General features: G+C 58.5%; 21 protein-coding genes and 1 pseudogene. 2 read left to right on the forward strand and 20 right to left on the reverse strand.

From position 1 onward, the window contains the following. Window positions 1–32: 32 nt before the first annotated feature. Window positions 33–923 carry an alpha/beta hydrolase gene (locus VSP_RS11835; RefSeq protein ID WP_044134294.1) on the reverse strand — a complete coding sequence of 297 codons (891 nt, stop codon included), beginning with the start codon at window positions 921–923 and terminating at the stop codon, window positions 33–35. A 7-nt stretch (window positions 924–930) separates the two neighbouring features. On the opposite strand from VSP_RS11835, the gene VSP_RS11840 reads away from it, so the two are divergent. Continuing rightward, a complete protein-coding gene (locus tag VSP_RS11840) occupies window positions 931–2058 on the forward strand; it encodes a Gfo/Idh/MocA family protein (RefSeq protein WP_198141368.1) in 1128 nt (375 codons plus the stop codon). A 211-nt stretch (window positions 2059–2269) separates the two neighbouring features. Here the strand turns inward: VSP_RS11840 and VSP_RS40885 are convergent, their stop codons facing one another. Next, the gene (locus tag VSP_RS40885; RefSeq protein WP_009960827.1) at window positions 2270–4042 is read right to left on the reverse strand and encodes a 3-keto-alpha-glucoside-1,2-lyase-like domain-containing protein; all 1773 of its coding nucleotides are present in this window, start codon (window positions 4040–4042) and stop codon (window positions 2270–2272) included. A gap of 133 nt (window positions 4043–4175) precedes the next feature. On the opposite strand from VSP_RS40885, the gene rnr reads away from it, so the two are divergent. Then, window positions 4176–7001, forward strand: a complete 2826-nt coding sequence (gene rnr / locus VSP_RS11855) for a ribonuclease R (RefSeq protein ID WP_009960828.1) — start codon at window positions 4176–4178, stop codon at window positions 6999–7001. A 299-nt stretch (window positions 7002–7300) separates the two neighbouring features. On the opposite strand, the gene VSP_RS11860 is transcribed toward rnr, so the two are convergent. The 18 genes and pseudogenes from VSP_RS11860 to VSP_RS11940 form a co-directional block, all read right to left on the reverse strand. Further along, complete coding sequence (locus tag VSP_RS11860) at window positions 7301–8755, reverse strand: DUF1501 domain-containing protein (RefSeq protein WP_009960829.1); 1455 nt, start codon at window positions 8753–8755, stop codon at window positions 7301–7303. 123 nt (window positions 8756–8878) lie between these two features. After that, window positions 8879–10483 carry a hypothetical protein gene (locus VSP_RS43370; RefSeq protein ID WP_232289564.1) on the reverse strand — a complete coding sequence of 535 codons (1605 nt, stop codon included), beginning with the start codon at window positions 10481–10483 and terminating at the stop codon, window positions 8879–8881. 39 nt (window positions 10484–10522) lie between these two features. Beyond that, a pseudogene (locus VSP_RS43950) lies at window positions 10523–11404 on the reverse strand (M56 family metallopeptidase); the annotation flags it as partial. Then, window positions 11401–11814 carry a BlaI/MecI/CopY family transcriptional regulator gene (locus VSP_RS11870; protein ID WP_009960833.1) on the reverse strand — a complete coding sequence of 138 codons (414 nt, stop codon included), beginning with the start codon at window positions 11812–11814 and terminating at the stop codon, window positions 11401–11403. The gene VSP_RS11870 and the pseudogene VSP_RS43950, both read right to left, overlap by 4 nt. Before the next feature lie 204 nt (window positions 11815–12018). Continuing rightward, window positions 12019–12597: a hypothetical protein gene (locus VSP_RS11875; RefSeq protein WP_009960834.1), complete on the reverse strand. Its 579-nt coding sequence runs from the start codon at window positions 12595–12597 to the stop codon at window positions 12019–12021. Window positions 12598–12842: 245 nt separating this feature from the next. Continuing rightward, on the reverse strand, window positions 12843–13433 hold the full coding sequence (locus tag VSP_RS11880; RefSeq protein WP_156346201.1) for a hypothetical protein: 591 nt from the start codon (window positions 13431–13433) through the stop codon (window positions 12843–12845). Between the two features lie 137 nt (window positions 13434–13570). Then, entirely contained in the window at window positions 13571–13942 is a 372-nt protein-coding gene (locus VSP_RS11885) for a hypothetical protein (RefSeq protein WP_009960837.1), read from the reverse strand. Window positions 13943–14042: 100 nt separating this feature from the next. Continuing rightward, the gene (locus tag VSP_RS11890) at window positions 14043–14243 is read right to left on the reverse strand and encodes a hypothetical protein (protein ID WP_156346202.1); all 201 of its coding nucleotides are present in this window, start codon (window positions 14241–14243) and stop codon (window positions 14043–14045) included. 258 nt (window positions 14244–14501) lie between these two features. Then, entirely contained in the window at window positions 14502–15101 is a 600-nt protein-coding gene (locus VSP_RS11895) for a hypothetical protein (RefSeq protein WP_009960839.1), read from the reverse strand. A gap of 228 nt (window positions 15102–15329) precedes the next feature. Continuing rightward, window positions 15330–16004 carry a hypothetical protein gene (locus VSP_RS11900; protein WP_029190369.1) on the reverse strand — a complete coding sequence of 225 codons (675 nt, stop codon included), beginning with the start codon at window positions 16002–16004 and terminating at the stop codon, window positions 15330–15332. Between the two features lie 66 nt (window positions 16005–16070). Next, window positions 16071–16424: a DUF2200 domain-containing protein gene (locus VSP_RS11905; RefSeq protein ID WP_009960840.1), complete on the reverse strand. Its 354-nt coding sequence runs from the start codon at window positions 16422–16424 to the stop codon at window positions 16071–16073. A gap of 113 nt (window positions 16425–16537) precedes the next feature. Continuing rightward, window positions 16538–16921, reverse strand: coding sequence for a nuclear transport factor 2 family protein (locus tag VSP_RS11910; protein ID WP_009960841.1), 384 nt, complete (start codon window positions 16919–16921; stop codon window positions 16538–16540). Between the two features lie 96 nt (window positions 16922–17017). Then, the gene (locus VSP_RS11915) at window positions 17018–17500 is read right to left on the reverse strand and encodes a DUF4279 domain-containing protein (protein ID WP_009960842.1); all 483 of its coding nucleotides are present in this window, start codon (window positions 17498–17500) and stop codon (window positions 17018–17020) included. A gap of 145 nt (window positions 17501–17645) precedes the next feature. After that, window positions 17646–18236 carry a GFA family protein gene (locus VSP_RS43955; protein WP_081452508.1) on the reverse strand — a complete coding sequence of 197 codons (591 nt, stop codon included), beginning with the start codon at window positions 18234–18236 and terminating at the stop codon, window positions 17646–17648. A gap of 107 nt (window positions 18237–18343) precedes the next feature. Continuing rightward, on the reverse strand, window positions 18344–18748 hold the full coding sequence (locus tag VSP_RS11925; protein ID WP_009960844.1) for a VOC family protein: 405 nt from the start codon (window positions 18746–18748) through the stop codon (window positions 18344–18346). Window positions 18749–18968: 220 nt separating this feature from the next. Continuing rightward, a complete protein-coding gene (locus VSP_RS11930; protein ID WP_198141369.1) occupies window positions 18969–20228 on the reverse strand; it encodes a beta-ketoacyl-[acyl-carrier-protein] synthase family protein in 1260 nt (419 codons plus the stop codon). 9 nt (window positions 20229–20237) lie between these two features. Next, window positions 20238–20759, reverse strand: coding sequence for a GtrA family protein (locus VSP_RS11935; protein WP_029190372.1), 522 nt, complete (start codon window positions 20757–20759; stop codon window positions 20238–20240). Between the two features lie 68 nt (window positions 20760–20827). Beyond that, entirely contained in the window at window positions 20828–21745 is a 918-nt protein-coding gene (locus VSP_RS11940) for a sugar phosphate isomerase/epimerase family protein (protein ID WP_009960847.1), read from the reverse strand. Window positions 21746–21858: the final 113 nt, after the last annotated feature.

A 21858-nucleotide genomic window follows, 5' to 3' on the forward strand; every position in this document is an offset into this window, starting at 1 on the left:
GGGACAGATGTCCGCCAAGGGTGGGGCGGGGGCTATTTTTCCTTCAGATGCTTGTCAAAAAACGCCAGCACCAGGGGGCGGAGGTCCTTCTGCTTCGGCTGGAGGTGGAAGGTGTGCGGGGCACCCTCGATGATCTCGATCTGGTGCTCCACGCCGACCTTCTCCAGAGCCCGGGCAAAAAGGCGGGACTGCTCCACATCCACCGTGGTATCGGCGGTGCCGTGCAGGATGAGGAAGGGTGGGGCGTTCTTGTCCAGGTACGTGGTCACGGAGAACTGCTTGTACAGGTCCGGGGCCTGGGCGCGAGACTTGCGCAGGGCGGCGACGTCTTTCCAGGACAGGAATTCAATGGGCCCGTACAGGTCCACGGCGCACTTGATGTCGCAGGGGTACTCGCCATAGGGCCCCTTTGGATCAAGCCCGTCCTTGGCCTGGGTGACTGCCAGCATGGAGGTGAGGTGGCCTCCGGCGGAGCCACCGATGGCCCCGATGCGCTTGGGATCAATGTGAAGGCGTTCGGCGTTCTTGTGCAGCCAGCGCACAGCCGTCTTGCAGTCGTGCAGGTTCTGCGGCCAGCAGATCTGGTCCGGCGGGCTCTTGGGATCGTGGAGCTTGTAGTCGATGCTGAGTGCCACGTAGCCGTGGGTGGCCAGGGTGTTGCCGATGTTCTCCTCGCGGGCGGCGTTCTTCACTCCGCCGGTCCAGCCGCCGCCGTGGATGATGACCACTGCCGGATAGAGCGTGCCGGATGGGGGAGGGGTGGCAGGCTGGTAGAGATCGGCCTTCTCCTTCCGGTCGGGTTCAAGGTAGGTGATGTCTTTCTCCAGCGTGACGCCCGGGGCGGCCTTCTGGGCATGAAGAGGGCCCGCCAGAGCCGCGGTGAGGAGGATCGACGCAAGAACGGGAGTTGGGGAGAGTTTCATGTACCTGATGATGAAAGAGAACGGGAACTTGGAGTCACCCAGCACACGGGTGTGGGGATCAGAGAAAACTGAGCTGTCACGCCGGTCCTTTCACCGGGTGATGATGGGGGCTGGGCTGGCGGTGGGACTGGGGACGAGCTCCGCTCGCGCAGCCGCCGGGGCGGGGCGTCTCAAGATTGGCCAGATTGGTACCAAGCATGCTCACGCCGGAGGCCAGTTGGCGGCGGTGCGATCCTGTGCTTACTTTGAAGTGGTGGGGGTGGTGGAGCCGGATGAAGCCCAGCGGCTGAAGGTCAAAGATCACCCAGACTATGCCGGGTTGCCCTGGCTGACGGAGGAGCAGCTCTTCAACACCCCCGGGCTGCAAGCGGTGGCGGTGGAGACGGATGTGGCCGGGCTGCTGGATGCAGCCGAGAAGGTGGTGAAGGCGGGGCTGCACCTGCATCTGGACAAGCCGGCGGGCGAATCCCTGCCGCAGTTCCAGCGCATCCTGGAGACAGCCACCCAGCACAAGAAGCTCGTGAAGATGGGCTATATGTTCCGGTGCAATCCCGCCTTTCAGCTCATGATCCAGGCCGTGCGGGAAGGCTGGCTCGGTCGGGTCTTCGCCATCCATGCCGAGATGAGCAAGCTCCTCAGCGATGGTGAGCGTCAGGGGCTGGTGCAGTACAAAGGCGGTTCCATGTTTGAACTGGGCTGCCACCTCATCGATTCCGTAGTGCGTGTCCTGGGCAAACCGGAGGCGGTGATGCCGCATGTGCGCAAGACGCGCTCAGACAACTGGCCGGACAACATGCTGGCCGTGCTGGACTACAAGGAAGCCACCGTGAGCCTGCGCAGCAGCATGGTGGAGGTGGATGGCGGCTCCCGGCGTCAGTTCGTGGTCTGTGGTGAATACGGCACGGTGGAGATCCGCCCTCTGGAGCCCGCCGGCATGATCCTCACTCTCGATCGCCCGCGCGGCCCTTACAAAAAAGGCCGCCAGGAAGTGAAGTTTGAAAAAGCCCCGCGCTATCTGGCCGACTGGGTGGACTTCGCCAAAGCCATCCGCGGTGAGGTGAAATGGGAGTTTACCGCCGAGCACGATTTGATCGTGCAGGAGACGGTGTTGAGGGCGGCGGGGTTGATGGAGTAATTTCAATTAACCGCAGAGGCACAGAGAACACAGCGGGATGACTTTTTAGACAGAATTGACGGAATTAACAAAATTAAGGTTCAAGCTTCAGACCAGGGAGCTCTGACACGTTAGTCAGAAGCTAAATCTAATTCCGTAAATTCTGTTAATTCTGTCTAAATCTCAGCTTCATTCCTCTGTGTTCTCTGTGCCTCTGTGGTTAAACTTATTCTCATTTTGCCTTCGGTGCCTGAAGTAGCAACTTCTCCAGCGCCGCCTCCACGGCGCGATCGCTCAACACGCCGTCTTTGTTTTTCTTCTTGAGGAGATAAGCCTGGCGGCTGTCGGGTTGGGCTTCCCAGGTGAAGGTCATGTCTGGCTTCAGGGCCATGTGGCCCTGGTCTTGGATGTCCCAGAACTCTCCCCGGCCGCGCACGGCGTGGAGCACGCTCGCAAGGTCTGCCACGTGGCGGTTCTTCAGCTCGCCGCCGAAGTAGAGCTCATAAGCGACTCGCACGGGGTGATCTGCCGGTACGTCGCGAAGGCATTCGCCCACGGCCACGCCGCTCGGTACGGAGCAAACTTCCCGGCCGGCAAAAACCAGATCGCCGGGCCAGTTCTGAATCGCGTACAGGGTGGCGGGGGCGTCATAGGTAAAGTTCACATTGCCGAGCTTCAGATCATCCCGGGCGGGTGTGCCGATGAAATTACCTCCCATGCACACCCAGGTGCGGACTTTCTGCTTCACGAGGTCGAGGCCGCTGGGCTTGCCGTCTTGGGCGGGGGCTTTGAGCAGGTTGGCGACATTGGTCAGGTAGCCGACGGTCACCAGCACCACGGACTGGTCGGGCTGCGCCTCCAGGATCTGGCGATACACTTGAAGCGCATCGGGGGCGGCATCGCTGGATTTCACGTCATGGGGGAAGCGTTCGGCCACGCCCTTGGTGTACACGGACTTGCGCAGCACTCCCTTCCCTTTGACGGTGCCAAGCGGGACGTCTGGGCGGCCGTAGTAGGTGTTGATGGCATCGATGGTGGGCACGGCCCAGGGATCCAGGGTGCTGCACAGCATGGCCAGGATCTCGCATTCCCCATAGTCCGCCAGGGCATGCAGCACTCCCAGGGCACCGGCGTCATCGCAGTCGGTGTGCATGTCCGTATCGAAGATGATCTTCACTGGGCCGGCGGCTTCGGCGGCATCGGCCTTGGTAGGGGCGGCGGTCGCGGCGGGTGCTGAGGGCTTGGCTGGAGCTTTTTTCAGCATCTGTTGCACGCGCTCGTTTTCCTTTTGCAAGGCGGCGGCTGGAATGGGCAGGGGTTGGAAATCGAGCCGAGTGAGCTTTTCATCTTTGGGCACGGTGCGGAGGCGCAGATGGCGGAACCACACGTCGGCTCCGTGGTCCTGTAGTTTGATCCGGCCTCCACGGGCATTGAGGTTGGCTCCGCGAATCCGCAGCAGCTCCACCTGCTGTGCCCACTTGGGGTCGGTGTAGTCGAAGTCCAGGACGAGCTCGCCATTCAGCCAGTGCTGAATCAGTGTGCCCTGGCAGAGGACGCGGCCCTCATTCCATTCGCCCAAGGGGCGCGTGGCGTCTTTGTTCGGGGCCATGCAGAAGAAGAGGGAGGCAGCACTCTGCCGGGGATTCTCGCCATACGGGCTGTTCACGTTGTCCAGCACCTGGTACTCGTACTGGCCTGGGCGGTAGTAAACGCCGCTGTTGCACCCTTTGGAGACCTTCCACTCAAACCGGAGTTCAAAGTCGTCTGGCACCGTGCTGGCGGTATAGGTCAGGTCGCCGCCTTTGGCTTTCCGGTAAAAGGTGCCATCCTCCTCGATCACCCAGTTGCCCTTTTGATCCCAGCCCTGGAAGGTCTGGCCATCCGAGAGGGGCTTGAACCCCAGCTTTTGTTCTTGATCGGAGAGCGCCGGGCCTGCGTGGAGCAGGGAGGTGCAGAGCAGCGCCAGCAAGGGACCGAGGCAGCGGGTGAGGGGGGTGGGATTCATGGTGCGATGCAGATAAAACGCAAAAAAGTTGGACGACTACGAGCGGTAAGCGTATTCTCCATCATCAGACGGAGCCCATGATGTGCTCCAGATACCCTCCGGCCAATGATCCGGAATTGTGCGATAGTTAGTTATGGAAAGTGATATTCTCGAATTGCTCGGAAGGTCCGAGTATGTGCCCGCTAATGTACCCGGCCTGTTGGCTGCCCTCGATTGGGCTCCCAATCGTCAACAGGAGCTACAGGCCTTCTTGCAGGAACTGGAAACCCGAGGACGGGTAGTCCGCACCAAGGGCAACCGCTATATCCTCGCGGATGAAGCCGACCTGGTGGCTGGAGTCATCCAGATCACCCGCAGTGGCAAAGGCTTCCTGCTGCCCTCGGCAGCAGGGGTGCATGAAATCGTGATCCCGGAGAGTGCCACCGGTACTGCCATGCATGGCGACCGGGTGCTGGTGCGCCGTGATGTGAGGCCGCAGGGCTACAGCAAGGTCCGGCCTGAGGAAACGACGGGTACGGTGATCCGAATTTTGGAACGCAAGCGGTCCACCATCGTGGGTACTCTGCAGAAGGGGAAACAGTTCCTCTACGTGGTGCCTGATGACCCGCGCCTGCCGCGCGACATCTTTGTGCCGCCGCCCAAGGATGTGGGCCGCCGTCCCAATGTGGGCGACAAGGTGGTGGTGGAGATGGTGCAGTGGGAATCCCGCCACACCAACCCCGAAGGCGAGATCGTGGAAGTACTGGGCCCGCCGGATGAGGAGGGCGTGGACATGCTCTCGGTGCTGCGCCACTACGATCTGCCCCTGCGCTTCCCCAAAGAGGTGCTGGACGAGGCCAACACCATTGCCAAGTCGCGGCCAGACAATCAACCCTCTCCCGATGAAGTCGCGGAGCGGGTGGACTGCCGGGAACACCTGGTGGTGACGATTGACCCGGATGACGCCAAGGATTTCGACGATGCCATCTGCCTGAAGCGCGAGGGCAAGGATCGCTGGCGGTTGTGGGTGCACATCGCGGATGTGTCCCACTATGTGAAGCCTGGCGGGGAACTGGATAGAGAAGCCCGGAAACGTGGCAACTCTACGTACCTGGTGGATCGCGTGATCCCGATGCTGCCTGAGGCGCTCAGCAATGAGCTGTGCTCGCTGAAGCCGGGGCTGGACCGCCTCACGAAGTGCGTTGAATTTCTGCTCAATCCCGATGGCCGGGTGCTGGAGACAAAGTTCTATCCCGCCGTCATCCACTCCAAGAGACGCTTCACCTACCGGGAAGCACTGGCGGTGATTGAGAACGGAGCCAAGAAGGATGATGCCATTGAGCGCATGATCCTCGATGCTCACGAGATGGCTCAGGCCATCCGTCGCGCCCGGTTCAAGGCCGGCTCGCTGGACATGGATTTTCCGGAGTCAAAGATCCGCCTGGATGAGGAGGGCAAGGTGGCCCGCATCGAGAAGATCGACAACGACGTCTCCCACCAGCTCATTGAGGAGTACATGCTCCTGGCCAATGAAGCGGTGGCCTCCCGGCTCATGCACCTGAACCGACCTGCGGTGTACCGGGTGCACGAGCCGCCCAAGGAGAAAAAGCTCAAGGACTACCGCGAGGATGTGCTGGCTCACAAGGTGGAGTGCGGCAATCTGACCAAGCGCTCTGAGGTGCAAAAGCTCCTGGAACTGCTGGGCACCCTGCCGATTGGCGCGGCGCTCAAGATCGGGTTCCTGCGCTCCATGATGAGGGCGCGTTATGCCATGGAACCCCTGGGACACTACGGCCTGAACAAGGCCAAGTACACCCACTTCACCTCGCCCATCCGCCGCTATGCGGACTTGGTGGTGCATCGGGTGCTGTTTGAGAATCAGGCCATCCAGGCCTCTCGTATCCAGGAGATTGCTGACCATATCACCGCCACGGAACGCAATTCTTCGGATGCGGAGCGCGACAGCAAGGATGTGAAACTCTACGCCTACCTGAAGGCGCAGATCAAGTCTGGCAAACTCGTGACTTACCCGGGTCTGGTGACTGATGTGAGGAACTTCGGCTTCTTTGTGGATGTGAGTGACCTGGGTCTTAGTGGCATGGTGCACCTGTCCTCCGTGCCGGATGACTTTTTCACCTTTGATCCCGTGCGGGCTCGCCTTGTGGGTCGTCACAGTGGCAGGATCATCCGTCTGGGTGACAAACTGCCTGTGCAGGTCTATCGGGTGGATGACTTCAAGAAACAGGTGGACTTCCGCATCGCGTCCGAGCGGTCCGAAGGAGCGCGTGAACAGGAACCTGCGCGCGAGCGGGGGGGCTGGCGACCGGACCGCGGTGGTCGGTTCCGTCCTGGTCCCAAATCAGGCGACAGACAGGACTTGCGCGACCGCGGCAAAGGCAAGCCCGCATGGGACAAAACTAAGCGCCAAGATGGGCCAAGGAAAACAGCTCCTACCGCAGGCCAAGAGAAAGGCAAAGAAGAGTCTGACAAGCCGTTCTGGCAGAAACGTCAGGATGCCCAACCCGCCTCCAAGACCAAGTCCAATTCGGCTCCCAAGCCGAACAAGGGGCGTCGTCGGGAAAAGGACCGTGACTGGGAGATCATCAAGCCTGAAGGGAAGGTGAGTGTGAAAGGACCGGTGAAAAGGAAAGAAGGCCCGATTCCACGGCGCGCTGAGCCGCAACCGCAGGCCCCTCAAGGGAAGCCCAATTTCGGCAAGAAGGCGAAAGGCATGGGGACGAACCAGGAAGTGCCAAAGCCGACGTTCCGTCCTGAGGTGGCTCGCGCGGACAAACCTCAGCCGCCACCGCAGTTCGTCAGGAAGGACAAGACCAAACCAGCGCCCTCGGCGAAGCCCACCGAGAAATCCAAGGGCAAGCCGGAACGTTCATCCTCCAAGCCTTCAAACCCCGCAGATTCCACCAAGCCCACCGAGAAATCGAAGCCGGGCAAAGTGGCAATAAGCAAGCGGAGCCGGTAAGAGTGGACTCGTATTCTTCTGGTAACGGGTAGCGCCGATTGGCAATCGGCATCAGTTGGTGGCAGATTGGAAGGTGCCGGATTTGGTCTCACACAATGGCGCGCAGCACTGTAGAAGAGCTGTCCCGGCTCTTGGTAGGCGTTTGTGCTGGGTGATACTGGAACAAGAACCGAGACGGTTCTTCCACATTTCCTTGTGCCACGCCAAAGCGGAGACTTCTTTTCTCCCATCCACGACGGGGCCCCAAGCACTAAGAACTAAGCACTAAGAACTAAGCACTAAGAACTAAGCACTAAGAACTAAGCACTAAGAACTTGCTTCACCACGTGCCCATGCACATCCGTCAACCGGAACTGGCGCCCCTGGAACCGGAAGGTGAAGCGCTCGTGATCAATCCCCATGAGATGCATGAGTGTGGCCTGGAAGTCGTGCACGTGCACCTTGTCCTCCACTGCGTTGAAGCCAAATTCATCGCTCGCACCGTGGCTTATGCCAGGTTTGATCCCGCCGCCTGCCATCCAGAGGGTGAACGCGTAGGGATGGTGGTCCCGGCCCCATTGTTTGGTGTCGGCGATCTTTCCTTGAAGGAACGGGGTGCGGCCGAATTCACCGCCCCAGATGACCAGTGTGTCGTCCAGCAGACCCCGTTGTTTAAGATCCTTCACCAAGGCGGCTGAGGGGGCATCAGTATCCTGGCACTGGATCTTGAGCTGGCTGTTGAGGTTGCGGTGTTGATCCCAGCCCGCGTGCATGATTTGCGTGAAGCGGACGCCGCGCTCGGCCAGTCGGCGGGCCATGAGGCAGTTGTAAGCATAGCTGCCCTGGCGATGTACCTCAGGGCCGTACATATCCAGGATGTGCTGCGGTTCCTTGCTGAAATCGGTGAGCTCCGGCACGCTGGCCTGCATACGGTAGGCCATCTCATACTGGGAGATGCGCGTGGCGATTTCCGGATCGCCTTGTTCCCGCAGTTTGATCTCATTGAGCCTGGCCAGATCATCCAGCACTCCACGGCGCACACTGCGGCTCATCCCGTCAGGATTGCTGAGGTAGAGCACCGGGTCACCACTGCCGCGGAACTTCACCCCCTGATACTTGGAGGGGAGGAAACCGCTGCCCCAGTAGAAGTCATAGAAGATCTGCCCACAGGATGCTTCCTTATCCCGCGAGGTCATGACGACGAAGGAAGGCAATTCATTGGAATCGCTGCCCAGGCCGTAACTCAACCAAGCGCCGATGCTGGGGCGTCCGGCCTGTTCGCCTCCAGTGAGAAAGTAAGTGATGGCTGGCGCGTGATTCACCGGCTCGGTGTGCATGGACTTGATGAAGCACAAGTCGTCCGCGATGGCGGCGGTGTGAGGCAGGAAGTCGCTCACCCAGGCACCACTCTGACCATGCTGGCTGAACTTGGAGATCTCACCCAGCACAGGCCGGTCGGTCTGCCCGCCTGTCATGGTGCTGAAGCGTTTCCCGCCTGCCACCTCATCCGGGATCTGCTTGCCGTGCCACTCCCTCAGCTTGGGCTTGTAGTCAAAGAGGTCCACATGGGATGGAGCCCCGTTTTGCAGCAGGTAGATGATCCGCTTGGCCTTCGGTGCAAAGTGGGGCAGCACCGGAGCCAGCTTGTCCGGCGGCAGGGCCAGCCCATCCCGTGTGAACAATGACCCCAACGCCATCGCGCCCAATCCCATGGCCGATTTCCCAAAGAGGGCGCGGCGGGTGAGGTGGAGTGGGTGATCGGTGAAAGGGGGCATTCAGAACGGGGCTTTGTAAAATCGAAGCAGGTCCGGCCCGTGCAGGCAACGTCGGTTTGCGTGAGTATCCGGCGACTTGGATGGAGTATCTTCGCTCCCCAGTCTGGCTTGTCCGGGCCATAGTCACTTCACGGCTTCGAAGGAGAGCAGCACAACTTCGCTCAACTGTGACTGAGCGTCGCCATCCGCACCTGGCATGAGGCGGCCCATCACGACGGTCTGTTTGTCCCAGATCGTTACACTCGTGGTGACTGCTTTAGAGGCATTCCTGTTCTCAGACTTGATGTTGATGTCCAGGGCGAATTCCTCGGGGCCGACCACCGGACTCACAAGCAAGTCCGAGGGCGTCGTGCCCTTGAAATCGAAGGGCAGATCCGGACGCTCCTTCGTGGCAGTTTCGTTCTGCTGCGTCATCTGCCCGGCTGCTGCATGAAGTTTGACCTCCTTTATCAGGCTATCTGTCTGTTCCGGCGTCATGACGCCCAATAGGAAAAACTCATCGGTCGCGGGTTGCATTGATGCTAAGGCGGGAATGGCATTTTCCACGGTGGTAGCAACCTCTCTATCACTGGGAATCGGTGGCCAGAATACGGTGAACAAATCCTGTAGCTTCCTGTTTCCTTCTGAAGGGTTGAACTTGAGTGCGAGGCCTGAGACGGCTACGGGTTTGGCTCGTGAAGCGCCAGGGTGTTCGCGCCCGGGAGTGCTCTGGCGATTCAACTCGCGCTCCAAGTCTTCTGGCTTTGTGAGAGCTTCTGCCGGTTTTACTATTTTTGATGTGACAAAAAGGAGGAGCCGACGGTGGTCTTCGGCGGTGCCGATATCCATGCAGACGGTTTCTCCGTCAGTGAGCGAGACTTCCGCTGAGTTTGTGAATGCAAGTATCCGTTCTCCGGCAGGGAGGATGCCATCTTTAATGAGGGCGTTGCTCTCAGCGATGCTTCTGCCTGCAAGACGTCGCAGTTTTGCAGTCATACTGACTTGGACTTTCTTTCCGTCAGCAGTGCGCACAGGCTCGAATGAATTCTGAATGCCGACAAAATGGTCGTCGTTGAGGCCCTTGGCTGCCTCACCAGGACGGCGCACTTCTCGGATAACCTCGACCACTGCCTTCTGGCCCATTCGTGTGGTGACAGAGGGGTTGCTGACCAGATGGACGCCTTTCTGCTGACTGAAGAGACGTATGATGTTCTGGTAGTCGGGATCACTGAGAATCGCTTCATTGGCCCGACCATTCGCAGTGCGTTTTTCCTGGAGCGTCGCCAGGGCGGTGCTGACTGGGCCTCCTTCTTCAGGTGGGGCGAGCAATTCAATCCAACGGGTTTCCAGTAACACTTGGAGGGGGGCGTGGGCGGAGAGTTGATCGAGCAGTTGGTCCACGCGGTACAATTCTGCGATCGTGGACTTCACGATAAGCATTGAGGACTTCGGAATGAAGACAGCGCTGCCTCCTTCTGGGAAGGAAATGCCAAGAAACTCGAGGATTTCTTTGGCAGTCTTGCCTTTGAAGTCCTCTCTGGCGGTCATGAAATCAGGCCGTACCCGGTAGGTGCGAATCTGAATTTTGCCGTCCCCAGATTTTGTGTCGTTCGGGGTTGCTGACTTAGGTGTCACCTCGGCTGTCTTTCCTTGCGAAAGAGGCTCCGCAAAACCCATCTGGGCCAGCAGCACCATCAGCCCTGCTCCCACCAGAGAATAGCCACCCATGAACCAGCGGCTGGTGCGCACTGAGACCGGGTGCCCATTGAGCAAGGCGTGGATCCTGGCGCGCAGGTGCCGTGCGGGTCGGGAAGTCGCCATGGCGGATGATGCCATGGGCAGAGGTGCGGCAATGGATTGCGCCGCCACCGTCAAAAGCAGGTCTGCATAGTCGCTCGCTTCAGCCGGGGATTGGAGCGCGGCGTGATCGCAAATTTCTTCCCTTGCCTGCGCCCATTGAAGGGTGAGAGCGTGGAGGAAAGGATTCCACCAGAAGATGGCCCGCAGCACTCCCAGGATGGCTGCCACCATCGTGTCGCCTCCTAAGCGGTGTTGCTCCTCGTGCCGCAGCACCCAGTTCCATTGGGCGGCGCTCCAGTCGCGCATGGACTCTTCTGGAACCGCGATGACGGGATGCCACCATCCCGCGACGCAAGGGCTGCCTTTGCCTTTGAAAAATCGGATCGGGAAGACGTTCGTATCTCGAGGGAGGGTTTCCCACTCGGCGGCATCAGGCCGCCGAAGCCGTCTTTGCCAAGAGATGGCTCGCAGGGTGCTCATCAGGTGATGGGTCGAGCCCAATGCTGCTCCGGCTACCCACAGCATGCTTAAGAGTTTCATCCCATCCGCCAGAGTCCAGTTTTGCGAGGGCAAGGTGGTCGGTTGCAGCGGGGGGTTGGAGGAGAGAGTAGCTACCGAAGTCGTTGTTACCTGAATCTTCCAGGTTCCCTGTGGAGATGTGTCAGGTGCACTTGCCGTCGTTGCAGGCTTTGGGAGGGCCATGGGAAGCAGAGGCCCGATCCAGGGCGACATTATTCCCAGACTGATGGATGCCAGGGCTGTCCATGTACGAAACCGGGCGTCACGGAGAAACCACCGCACGAGTACCCAGCCCATGGCCGTGAAGGCGAGCAGATGGAGGGCGAGATTCCACCAAAGGATCGTGTTCATGGGCGGGTGTCCTTTCCAGCTGGCTTCTTCGCCTGAGCCACCATCTCTTTGATCTCAGTCAGTTCCTTTTCTGAGATTTCCCCGTTCTCCACCAGGCACCGCACCAGGGCCAGGCTGCTGCCTCCAAAGAAGCGCTCCTTCAGTGCGGCCAAGACACTGCGGCGGCCGTGGGACTCGGCGACGGCGGGCGCATAGATGTGGGCCCGGCTGGTGTCGTCGCGCTTCACCCAGCCCTTGGCCTCCAGGCGGGTGAGTTGGGTTTGCAAGGTGGCCCGGGAGATGGGCTCCTGCCGGTCCGCATTCACGGCTTCCAGCAGATCATTGAGCGAAGTCGGAGCCAGCCGCCAGAGCTGATCCATGATGGCCTGCTCCGAAGAGGATAGCGCCGCTGGTGCCGATTTTTTGGACATGCGGCGATTCTTGCCGACAAATGTAAGAGTATGCAAGATTAAAAGTGAGACAAATGTCGGATGTTGTGGCTACGCCAGACAATTTCGGAGGCCTTTGCTTGTGATGGGTGAGAGATGCTCTAGAGCTCGACTGTAGTCCGACCCATGAAATTGACGGGGGAAACCGGGTGAAGATGCGCCTCATCTCAGAACGGCCTGATCACGTCACTCGTAATTCTGCCCGCACCATGAGAACTCGGAGATCATCTCCCAAGTGACTTGGAATATTTCAACTGGCTCGCGATCAAGGTCCCTCGGATCAGCAGAGGTGAGCGAGCCATCTGGGGCAATACAGACAACTGGTCCTGGCACGTAGCTACGTCCAGTGTCATCCCCCTCGGCCCAGCCGCCCAGTGCCCCTGTGGTGCCGCACTCGATGTACGTGCATGGATCGAAATTGTACCAGTATCGTCCGCTGGGAGCGGAGATGCCGAAATACCGCTGTTCATCCTTCAGTTGACCATTCTGGTCCATTTGCTGCAGGTCTTCAATTTGTCGTCCTACCTCACTCTTCCATTTCAGGTAGCCAGCATTTGCGTCGACATCAATAGCGTGCCCGGGACCTTGGAATGCGTCTCGTAACAAGGAAAAGAACTCGCTTAAGGTTAGACTCTCGTTGCTGGCAAATTTTCCAGCACGCCTGATCAAAGCAGAGAGATAGATCTCAAGGGGAGGCATGGCTTTGTCCTGCTTCTCCTTGATGAGAGTTGCGATGTGTTTGTAAAAGTCCCGGTTCGTGTTCACAGAATGCAAACAGGTAATTTTAAAGTGAAGGTGACGCCGGCGGTACGCCGGGCATCAGGGCTGTTTAGCTTCCGTCTTGCGGGCCAAGTATGCCAGAGCTCCCGCTACCGCCAGTGAAAAGGGACGAGAAGCATGATGGATCCCGAATAGACGGCTGCTGTTGCGATTCCCCATTTGTTTCTACTTTGATGAATGGCGGCATCGATAGCATTCGCAAGGGTGCAGGGAGGCCCGAGTGCGAGGCTTTAGGCGTCCCATAGTCCGCGACTGGCCCGTTGGATTTCCACCGTATAGCCCAAATCGATGAGTCGTTGAGCAAGGCTGTCGGCCTGCTCCTGGTAGGAAAGCGGAAACTCAAACGTGCTGCCTTGTTGGCACGACTCGAATCCTGATCGTGTATTCTTTTCTGGTATGAAGATGGAAAGCCGGGAAACGAGATGGGCAGCTGTTGCGACGTGTGGTGCGTCAACCTTTCCTGTGACTTGCAATATCAACGGTGGAGAAATGTGCGCGTCCAACGGAGCAAGAAAGGACGGGAATTTCTCGTGAGGTTCGGATGAAAGAGGAGTCCTTTCGCAAATGAGATTTTGTCGAATAAAGTCATTGGCGATCCGGTGAGCATCCTTGTCATCTTTCACACCGAGTTCCAGCACGGCGTCGTTTTGCAAAAGATTCAGTGGATCGTCTTGGTTGTCGGGCGAGGTGCCAAAGTGGCGCTTGAGAAGCTCCCTGACGCCTTCAATGTCGAATGCGGGGGGATCGCCCGCTTCGACTGAAAGTTTCCACGAAGCTCCCCACAACGAGGGGTGGGAAAATGTTGGCTTTGATTGATTCATGAAACTTTGAGGGTGTGGGCTGGAGTTTGGTGAGACAGAGATTGGTGCATTGGGGATCTGTCGGGCGAATCTCGAAATAGCAGTTGGCGATTGGCGTTGTGATCGTGTGTTGCAACTAACACAAGCAGTTGGACCAGTTAGCCAAGCTCGGTCCTGAGAGCCTCCAGCAGCTCGGCCTGTGAATGGAGTACTGATGCCTCCACTTCACGACCAAGTTTCGAGTATTCATTGGCTGCATCCCTGCGCTCTCGAATCTCGCGTTCAATGATCGTTGCCACAGCCTCTAGGCTAAGCAGGAGAGGTGTGACTTCGCCTGCTCCGAGTCCATTCACGCTGCCAGCAATGAGGTGGTCCGTATGTATCGGGGCGGAGGTAGCTGGTGGGGCCTCAGCATTCTCGATGGCGGCCAGAGTCTCGCGGAGGACTGCTATGACGTGACGCTGCCGTGCCCCAAGAGCCTCCCGCAGTTTGATGCGGAGCAATGTCTTCCAATCATCGACCATCTTCATGAGCGCAATCTAGCCCCTGCGCGAATGTCGGGTCAAACTGAAGATTTCAGGCTGGATGTGCAGGAGTCTTTGAAGGCATGCTATCTGCTCCCAGACGGGGCTACTTGCGCCAGAATGCCCACCAGCGTTTGGGGGTTACGTCAAGGCAGTCAGGAGCGTCCTGAAAAAGGTCCCGATACCGCCTATTGTGCTCGTCGGCGGAGTTGCCAAAGCCCGTGGTCTCAAACAGATCCCTCCAATGCCGCTTGGCGAGTTCAAAAATGAGGTCTTCGTCAGTATCGGACCTGGAGACTAGCTTCATGATGGCAAACCGAATGCGGTCCATTCCTGCGGAGTCACTGTTCTCGTGAAATGGAATGTTCTCTGATGCCTCGGCAAGCGGCCGATTTTTGACATGGACGTATGGGTGTCCTTCGAAAATTCGGGCCGCGATTTTTTAGCATCGTCATGACAAGGGGAGCGGCATGAGGGGAATCGCAAATAGGCTGGAGAAAGCGTTTTCGGTACGGGTGATTCAGAAGGACTCAAGTGTTCGCGTCAGTGCGTAGGGGCACTTAGATCATTTGGGCGAAACAAAAAACGGGTAGAGACGGCGCACCTCGTCGATCTCATCGGTCTTCACCTCGGGCTCCCCGCCGCGCTTGCCTGACCATATTGGGCCGTATGAGGCGAAGCCACGCAAGCCGACGATGACGGATGGGGAGTTGGTGCTGAATTGAAGTTCCTTTGCAGCCTGATCGGCGGCTGTCCAGGCGAGCTTTGCCAGCGTTTCCCGCGTCTGCGCATCTTTGTAGCTTTTCAGTTTGGGCACCTGGACGATGAAGGCAATCGAGTCGGGATTGTGACGGCAGTAGGTGAAAAAATCTGCACCCCCTAAGAAGGACCCTCCGCTGCCTCCAGTGAAGCGGTCAGCGTGGAGTGTCTTGATGATCGAGGCGAATTTTTCCGCTGCCCGTTTGGCTGGTATCGAATTACCGTGAGCCACACCATCGGAACCGGTAGAGATCAGTGAATTTGGCTCCTGAAATTCCGTCTTGCCCGGGTAGTCCTTGCGGTCGCTTACGAAATAACCGATGACCAGGCAAACGGCGAGAAAGGTGGCACCAGAGACGAGTTTGTTGACGAGTATGGATGCGAGTTTCCTAAGAATGGTTGCCATTGCGAGGGTGAGGTCTGACGTTCAGAGTGAATAGGGCTGCTGAGCCGCCTCCATCGCCTTGTGCTGCCTTGGATTCATGATCAGTCTTTGACCCATGACACTGTTTCAGTTCGCCCGCCAACGTTATTGATTCGATGTATCTATGCCGGAGCGTTCACCGGGGACCGTTGCAAGGGCAGGGTAACTCAGAGTCAACCTTTCATGCCCGAGTCATTTTGATGCATCCCGTTAGAACGCGTCCTTGGGAGGTGTCGTCGGCGATTCAAGTGGCGTCTTGGATCGGTGTCGTTCGGGGAGCTGAAAAGACTTCAAGTCATCATCCTGGGGGAAGGACGCTTGGGCAAGATTGAAGATGGCCTTTTCCAGTTCCGGTGACATCCCGAGCTCCGAAACGTGCGGCATAGGATGGGTCGCAGTCGGGCGACGGACCACGTGGAGATCGTGACAACGGAAGCAGCAGACGATGATGAACTCCGGCTCATCATCACCGATGAAGATCGCCAGCCCCGGCTCAAAGGCGCAAAGAGAAGCGTCTCCAAAGTGCTCGATATCGAGTAGCTGCTTCAACAGTGGCTTGTACTGGACATCTTTGAGCTCAGTCGCTTTTGCTCCAGCGTCAAGTTTTGGCAGCACTGGCCCTTTTCTCTCAAAATCCCAGTATCCAAGAGTGCCAATCGCTGCGTCAGTTGGACAGCGGAACAAGCGGACGCGCTTCGCAGCCGCCAGTTGTTTTGCGATGTCTGTTCGATCAAAGATGTCATCTGCGCTTTCCTCATCGTCCCGAGGGGTGATGCCTATCGTTCGCCACTCTCGAATGGAATGGAAGCCGCCATCGTCCTCGGCTTGCGAGCTGCAGGTGAAGACAATGATGAGCAGGGCAGCTAGAAGTGCAGGAAAGATCATAAAAATCTGGTTTGCCTGGCGTGGTTGTTGGCGATGGATGGTCCGACATGACAGCTAGTGCGACGATCAAACCCGCAAGATCTTCTCCATCGCTTTGCCCTTTGCCAGTTCGTCCACCAGCTTGTCCAGATTGCGGATCTCCCGCATGAGCGGCTCTTCGATGTCTTCCACCCGGATGCCGCAAACCACGCCTTTGATGAGATTGCGTGAGGGATTCATCCTGGGAGCCTCATTGAAGAACGTTTCGAAGTCCTTCTGGGCTTCCAGCAGCGCATCCAGCTCTTGCTGGCTATAGCCGGTCAGCCAAAGAATGATGGCATCAACTTCCTGCTTGGTCCGTCCCTTCTTTTCTGCCTTGGCGACGTAGAGAGGGTAGACACTCGCGAAGCTGGTCGTGTAAATACGATGCTTGGTGCTCATGCGGAATGAAAGTTGGTGGGCGTTGAGCAAAAGCAATGTGCGACACTTTTGGAGGGTATCCAGTACTTCGAGGCAGAAGTGAAGGCCTGGAACTAAAATCACCGACCGTCCCTTCAGGATGACTGAAGCGCCGTGGGAAGTGGAGCGACCTCCATGGCTTTGATCAAGCCGTTTGCAACGGTGAAACGATGGGCCACCACGTTGTCCGCAAGCACCGTCCCAGACAAGTCGAGTACGACCTGATGAACCTGCACCAGAATGCAATCGTCGTCTTCCTCATGAAAGGCGACCGGTTCGACGTGAGGATCAATCTCACTCCACTGTTCTGACCAGTAAGCCCGAACTTCCTCGGGGCCCTGGACAAATCCGCCCTTGAAAGCTTTCGGCCAGGTCACATCAGACGTCATGAGGGCGAGGGCGGAATCAATGTTGCGTGCGTTGAATGCCGCATAGGCGGCGCGAAGCACTCCGATTTTCGACGGGGATAGGTCAGGCATGGGGATGGGGAGCTTAAGGAGAGAGGGTTTTTACACGTGCCCGTATACATTAGGAGAAAGTTGGGTGGACTAGTCGCAGGGGGGCGAGGTGCATCCTCAGTCGTTTGGATCCCTCTCAGGGCAGTCTGGAGTCAGGTCGAGGTTCAGGGGTAAGTTTCGCCGGACAAGGCCGCGCATGAGCGAAACGGGAAGCTCGAACGAGCAGGACTTCGGAGGGACTGCAAATTCGCAAAAGATGTCCGCCTGATATTTGGTTGTGAGACGTTGCCACAGATCCGGGTCGTCAGGCAGCCTGCTTAGCATGTACTCGACGCCTTCGTGCCAAAGCGAATCGGGAGCTCCTCGGATAACCCACAACCAGGAACCATGCCGGCTGGTCATTTCGGTACCATCGGGCAGTGTGAGGATTGAATTGGGGGCGTTCGATGAGGTCGGCTCAATGCCTAGCAATTCTGTCAATTCGGTCGGATGCTCATCAGTGCTGAAGAAGCGCAGCGAAATCTCTGGCGCAGGAGGTGGGCCACCGAAAAATGCCTGCTCGATGAAGGTGCCGAATGTTTGGGAAACTGTATCACTCATGGGGTGCTTTGGGGTGAAGTGGAAAGCAGGGGCGCTCAGGTTGTGTAAACATCGCCAGCACCGCTTTATTTGAAGACGGGACGCCTTGGAATTTAGTCGTGGTGATGAGATTGTCGGCGAATTAGTCATTGCCTCCACAGCCACGTCAAGCCAACGGCCCATCATGCTTGGCAATTTGATCTGCGGGCGCAAACCAAGGAGCATGCTCCGCCCAACAGATGTTCGCCTGAGGCCTCATGCCTGGATCCGAGTCTAATGTTCCGCTCGGCACGACCCAGAACTGCCGATTGCGGCTCAACTTGGGCACAGGTGAGCCACAGTTCTTGCAAAAGCACCTCGGGAACCCCGGGTTCTCATTGGTGTCCACAAACATCTCGATGAGGTCTTCGCCCTGGGTCCATGTCACTGAACCTTCGGGAAATGCCAGGTTCGCGGCATGTATGGAGCCACTCGATTTTTGGCATGAACGGCAGTGGCAATAGAGAAACTTAAGCGGTACTCCTTTAACCTCGAAGGCTACCTTGCCGCAGAGACACGACCCTGTGATTGGAGCCGCCTCTGTGTTGGGTCCTGTTGATTCCAGCTTTGTGCTCATCGGATGTGGGTGAGTTCTACGGTGTTTAGCAAATCCAAAAGCCTCCGGATGTCGACTCCTGTAGGCATTGGAATGGCTCCGTTTCAAGGATTGGCGATAGATAAGTTCGATTGGAGGCCCCGGTGGTTGTCTCTGGCGCATTGTCCGTCCCCTAAAGTCTGGTTAGACTTCTTTTCTTGGGGTGCCTTGTCCATTTTTACCAGACCAGTGCTGAGGTCCAGCTGCGAGTGGCCAAGCTCTGCGACGATCTATGCTTGGGGGTGTTGCCAGCTCTTGTAGACCGCTTCCAGGCTGTAGCCGTCGGGATCAAAAACGTTCGCAGCGTAGTAGCGGGGATCGTAGTACAAGCGAGCGGCAGGTTTACCATTGTCGGTGGCGCCCGCAGCCATTGCCGCATCGTAGAAGCCGTTTACCTCGGCCTGACTCTTGGCGACAAAACCGACGTGCGCAGCCTTGGCGTCTGCTTCGCCCTGCCTGAGCCAGAAGAAGACGCGGCCATCCCGTCCGAAGCCCTTAAGATCGGGGTGGCCGGGTGGGCCATCCTTACCGTCGTAGGCGATCACATGCTCGATGCCGAGCGGATTGAGCGCCGCTTCGTAAAAGGCAACGGATCGATCGATATCCCTGACCGTTATGAAGACGTGGTCGAGCATAGGTCCGTGTTTTTGTTGATGGATTGTAAGACGTTGTGGTGACGTCTGTCGATAGGGGCGTTGCAGATACTCAGGTGAGCATGCAAATGGACGTCGCTGGCATTCCATCCGGGATGCAATTACCCTTTTTGATCATCCGAAACAATATTTCTACTTCCCAGTGGAGAGATGCCCCCCTCGCACATGCGGTTTGTAGATAGCTTGCCGAACAGACCAGAAACTACACCTTCGCCACCACCAAGCTCGAATCCACGCCGCCGAAACCAAAGGAGTTCAGCAGCGCGGCTCGCACCTCCGCCTCGCGCCCATGATAGGGCACGTAGTCCAGCGGGGCGCAGTTCGTCTTTTCTAAGTGGAGGGTGGGCGGGAGCCAGCCGTTTTCCATCCCCAGCAGGGTGATGGCACACTCCATGGCCCCGGCAGCGCCGAGGGCGTGACCGGTGTAGGGCTTGGTGCCGGAGGTGGGGGGCGTGTCCGGGCCGAAGAGGGCGGCGATCTGTGCGGCCTCATTCACATCGTTCTGGGGCGTGCTGCTGGCGTGGGCGCTGACGTAGGCGATGTCGGAGGCGTTGAGCCGCGCGTCATCCAGCGCCATCTGCATGGTGCGGTAGAGCGGCTCGCCATCCGGACGGGGGATGGTCATGTGGTGGGCCTCGCTGGTAAGGCTGAAGCCCACCAGCTCTGCATAGATCCTCGCGCCACGGCGGGTGGCGTGGTCGTAGCTCTCGACCACAAAGCAGGCGGCACCTTCGCCCATGACAAAGCCGTCGCGGCCCACATCGAAGGGGCGGCAGGCGTGGGCGATAGGATCGCCCTGCCAGCGGCTCATGGTGTGGATGAGATCAAATGCTGTAAACGTCAGCGGGCTGAGCGGGGCCTCTGAAGCTCCGGCGATGATGACATCCGCGTGGCCTTCGCGAATCAGCCGCAGCGCATCGCCCAGAGCCACATTGCCGCTGGCGCAGCTGTTCGAGTGGGTGGTAGCCGGTCCTTGCAGGCCGAAGTGGATGGAAATGTTGCTGTGCGTGGAGCCGCCGTAGATCTGCAGGGCAAGAGCCCGGGGCACGCTCTTGACACCTTCGGAGAGAAACTTGGCGTGATGGCGTTCGGCATCGGCGATGCCGCCCAAGGCGCTGCCAAAGCTCACGCCGATGCGGGGATACTTGGAGCCGGGAGCGAGATCCAGGCCGGCATCTTCAATGGCAAGCTTCGTCCCCACCATGGCAAACTGGGTGCAGCGGTCCCAGCGTTTGGCCTCGTGGGAGGGGAACCACTGGTTGACATCGAAATCCAGCATTTCCGCTGCGCACTGGGCCTTGTTGGCGCTGGCGTCGAAGCTGCGAACGCGGGCAATGGGGCTCTTCTCTGCCAGCAGGCCCTGCCAGAAGGCGGACTTGCCCGTGCCGATGGGCGTAACAGGGCCGATACCGGTGATGACCGCGCGGCGTGGGTCGGGATAGCGGGGGATGTCTCGGCTCACGGGCACGGATCAGCCTTTGAAGATCACAAACTTGCGCATGGCGTAGTTCACCATGAAGGAGGTGAAGACGAACGCGAGCTGCGCCACGGAACTGGGGACTGCATAGCGGCCCACGAGGAAGTCAATGACCCACAGACCTGGGAAGAATCCGCAGGCGGCCACGCCGAAAAAGAGGGCCATCTCCTTCCATTTGCTGTGGCGACCAGGGGTGAAGACAAACAGGATGTTCGTAAAGTAGGCGGCCACCGCGCCAAAGGGGAAGGCAATGATGTTGTTCAACAGCAGGTTGTGCTTCCGCGCTTCCTCCGTGAGCGCCACGCCGTCCACCAACATCCCTTTCAGCGCGGGGAAGGCGGTCAAGGAAAGAACCGCGACCAGGCCCTGATGGATGACGGTGGCAATGACGCCACAGGTGGCGTACACCATGAACTGGACGAAAGGGGGCACATCGCGGTTTCGCACCCGGATTAGAATGGTTTTCAGGTCATTCTTGAGCAGGAACGTAAACGTCTCAGAGAGGGCGGAAGTCATGTGGCGGCAGGGGATGTAGCCCAATCCAGCGCGGCAGCAAGGGAATGCGGAGGCGTGAGTCTGAACTTTCACTCACCGAAGCGGGATTTCCACTCCACCAGGCGCTCCTGCACGTGGGCGCGGCGCTGGCCGGGGCTGAGCTCCCAGACCAGCGGGGTGCCCTTGGGAACGAGGGGGAGGAGCGTGTCAAAATCCACTCCGCCGCCGGTGAAGGGGATGCGGTGGTCCCGGGCGGGCCACTCCACGTCATGCACATGGCAGCCCAGCAGTCGGGGGGCGATTTCCCCCAGAAGCTCGGCGTGATTCAAAAGACCCAGGTTCGCCTTCCGCTGGACGTGGCCGAAGTCATGCCAGAAGCCGATCCACGGGCAATCCCGGTAGTGGTCTAGCAGTCCCAGCATCTCAGGCTCATTTGGCACCTGCTCGAAGTGACTGCGGGTCTCGACCCCGAGGACGATCTGGTATTGCTCACACTTGGGCAGCAGTTCATCCAGCGCGGCGCGAGCGAGGTCGAGGTAGGGTTGGGAGAGCTTGGTCCGCTTCTCCACGAACTCAAGTTTCAGTGCGGTGTACTCCCGGGAATAGATCTTTCCGGCCAGCGTGAGAGCCTCCAGTTTGGCGGTGTAGCTCTTCATCGGCACAGTGCCCAAATGCAGGACCACCCGACGGGCGCCAAGCCTGGCCGTCATCTCGAGAGTGGCCTCCGTGAGATTCAGCGCGCGGAAGCGCTCCGTCTCGCGGTGGGACGTGAATTCAAACGCATCCGGGGCGTCCATCAGCACCTCCACCGGCGGGGGGCAGAAGTTGTGCACACTGGAGATCTGGATGACCTTCTGATCCACCGCCTGGAGGAGCCCCGGGAGGTGGGTCACCTTCAGCCCATGGCTGACTTCGATGTGATCGAAGCCCAGCATCCGTGCCTCCATGGCAAGCTGCATGCCGTCCTCATGGCGGTGGCTGTTCCAGCAAGTGGAAAGGGAGAGCATGGGGGAAAGTTAAAAGTTAAGAGTGAGAAGCTAAAAGTTCAGAGAAGCGGGCCATATTCAGAGGGCTGTTGAACAGGGGCCTCGTGCTTGGTGGTTGTCTCATCACTCATCAC

Origin of the sequence: Verrucomicrobium spinosum DSM 4136 = JCM 18804 (assembly GCF_000172155.1) — a bacterium.
Classification (GTDB): domain Bacteria; phylum Verrucomicrobiota; class Verrucomicrobiia; order Verrucomicrobiales; family Verrucomicrobiaceae; genus Verrucomicrobium; species Verrucomicrobium spinosum.

Excerpts from the sequence above, each read along its gene's own strand:
- VSP_RS11835 (WP_044134294.1), bottom strand. The coding sequence starts at position 923 with ATGAAACTCTCCCCAACTCCCGTTCTTGCGTCGATCCTCCTCACCGCG.
- VSP_RS11840 (WP_198141368.1), top strand. The coding sequence starts at position 931 with ATGATGAAAGAGAACGGGAACTTGGAGTCACCCAGCACACGGGTGTGG.
- VSP_RS40885 (WP_009960827.1), bottom strand. The coding sequence starts at position 4,042 with ATGAATCCCACCCCCCTCACCCGCTGCCTCGGTCCCTTGCTGGCGCTG.
- rnr (WP_009960828.1), top strand. The coding sequence starts at position 4,176 with ATGGAAAGTGATATTCTCGAATTGCTCGGAAGGTCCGAGTATGTGCCC.
- VSP_RS11860 (WP_009960829.1), bottom strand. The coding sequence starts at position 8,755 with ATGCCCCCTTTCACCGATCACCCACTCCACCTCACCCGCCGCGCCCTC.
- VSP_RS11870 (WP_009960833.1), bottom strand. The coding sequence starts at position 11,814 with ATGTCCAAAAAATCGGCACCAGCGGCGCTATCCTCTTCGGAGCAGGCC.
- VSP_RS11880 (WP_156346201.1), bottom strand. The coding sequence starts at position 13,433 with ATGAATCAATCAAAGCCAACATTTTCCCACCCCTCGTTGTGGGGAGCT.
- VSP_RS11885 (WP_009960837.1), bottom strand. The coding sequence starts at position 13,942 with ATGAAGATGGTCGATGATTGGAAGACATTGCTCCGCATCAAACTGCGG.
- VSP_RS11890 (WP_156346202.1), bottom strand. The coding sequence starts at position 14,243 with ATGAAGCTAGTCTCCAGGTCCGATACTGACGAAGACCTCATTTTTGAA.
- VSP_RS11895 (WP_009960839.1), bottom strand. The coding sequence starts at position 15,101 with ATGGCAACCATTCTTAGGAAACTCGCATCCATACTCGTCAACAAACTC.
- VSP_RS11900 (WP_029190369.1), bottom strand. The coding sequence starts at position 16,004 with ATGATCTTTCCTGCACTTCTAGCTGCCCTGCTCATCATTGTCTTCACC.
- VSP_RS11905 (WP_009960840.1), bottom strand. The coding sequence starts at position 16,424 with ATGAGCACCAAGCATCGTATTTACACGACCAGCTTCGCGAGTGTCTAC.
- VSP_RS11910 (WP_009960841.1), bottom strand. The coding sequence starts at position 16,921 with ATGCCTGACCTATCCCCGTCGAAAATCGGAGTGCTTCGCGCCGCCTAT.
- VSP_RS11915 (WP_009960842.1), bottom strand. The coding sequence starts at position 17,500 with ATGAGTGATACAGTTTCCCAAACATTCGGCACCTTCATCGAGCAGGCA.
- VSP_RS43955 (WP_081452508.1), bottom strand. The coding sequence starts at position 18,236 with ATGCGCCAGAGACAACCACCGGGGCCTCCAATCGAACTTATCTATCGC.
- VSP_RS11925 (WP_009960844.1), bottom strand. The coding sequence starts at position 18,748 with ATGCTCGACCACGTCTTCATAACGGTCAGGGATATCGATCGATCCGTT.
- VSP_RS11935 (WP_029190372.1), bottom strand. The coding sequence starts at position 20,759 with ATGACTTCCGCCCTCTCTGAGACGTTTACGTTCCTGCTCAAGAATGAC.
- VSP_RS11940 (WP_009960847.1), bottom strand. The coding sequence starts at position 21,745 with ATGCTCTCCCTTTCCACTTGCTGGAACAGCCACCGCCATGAGGACGGC.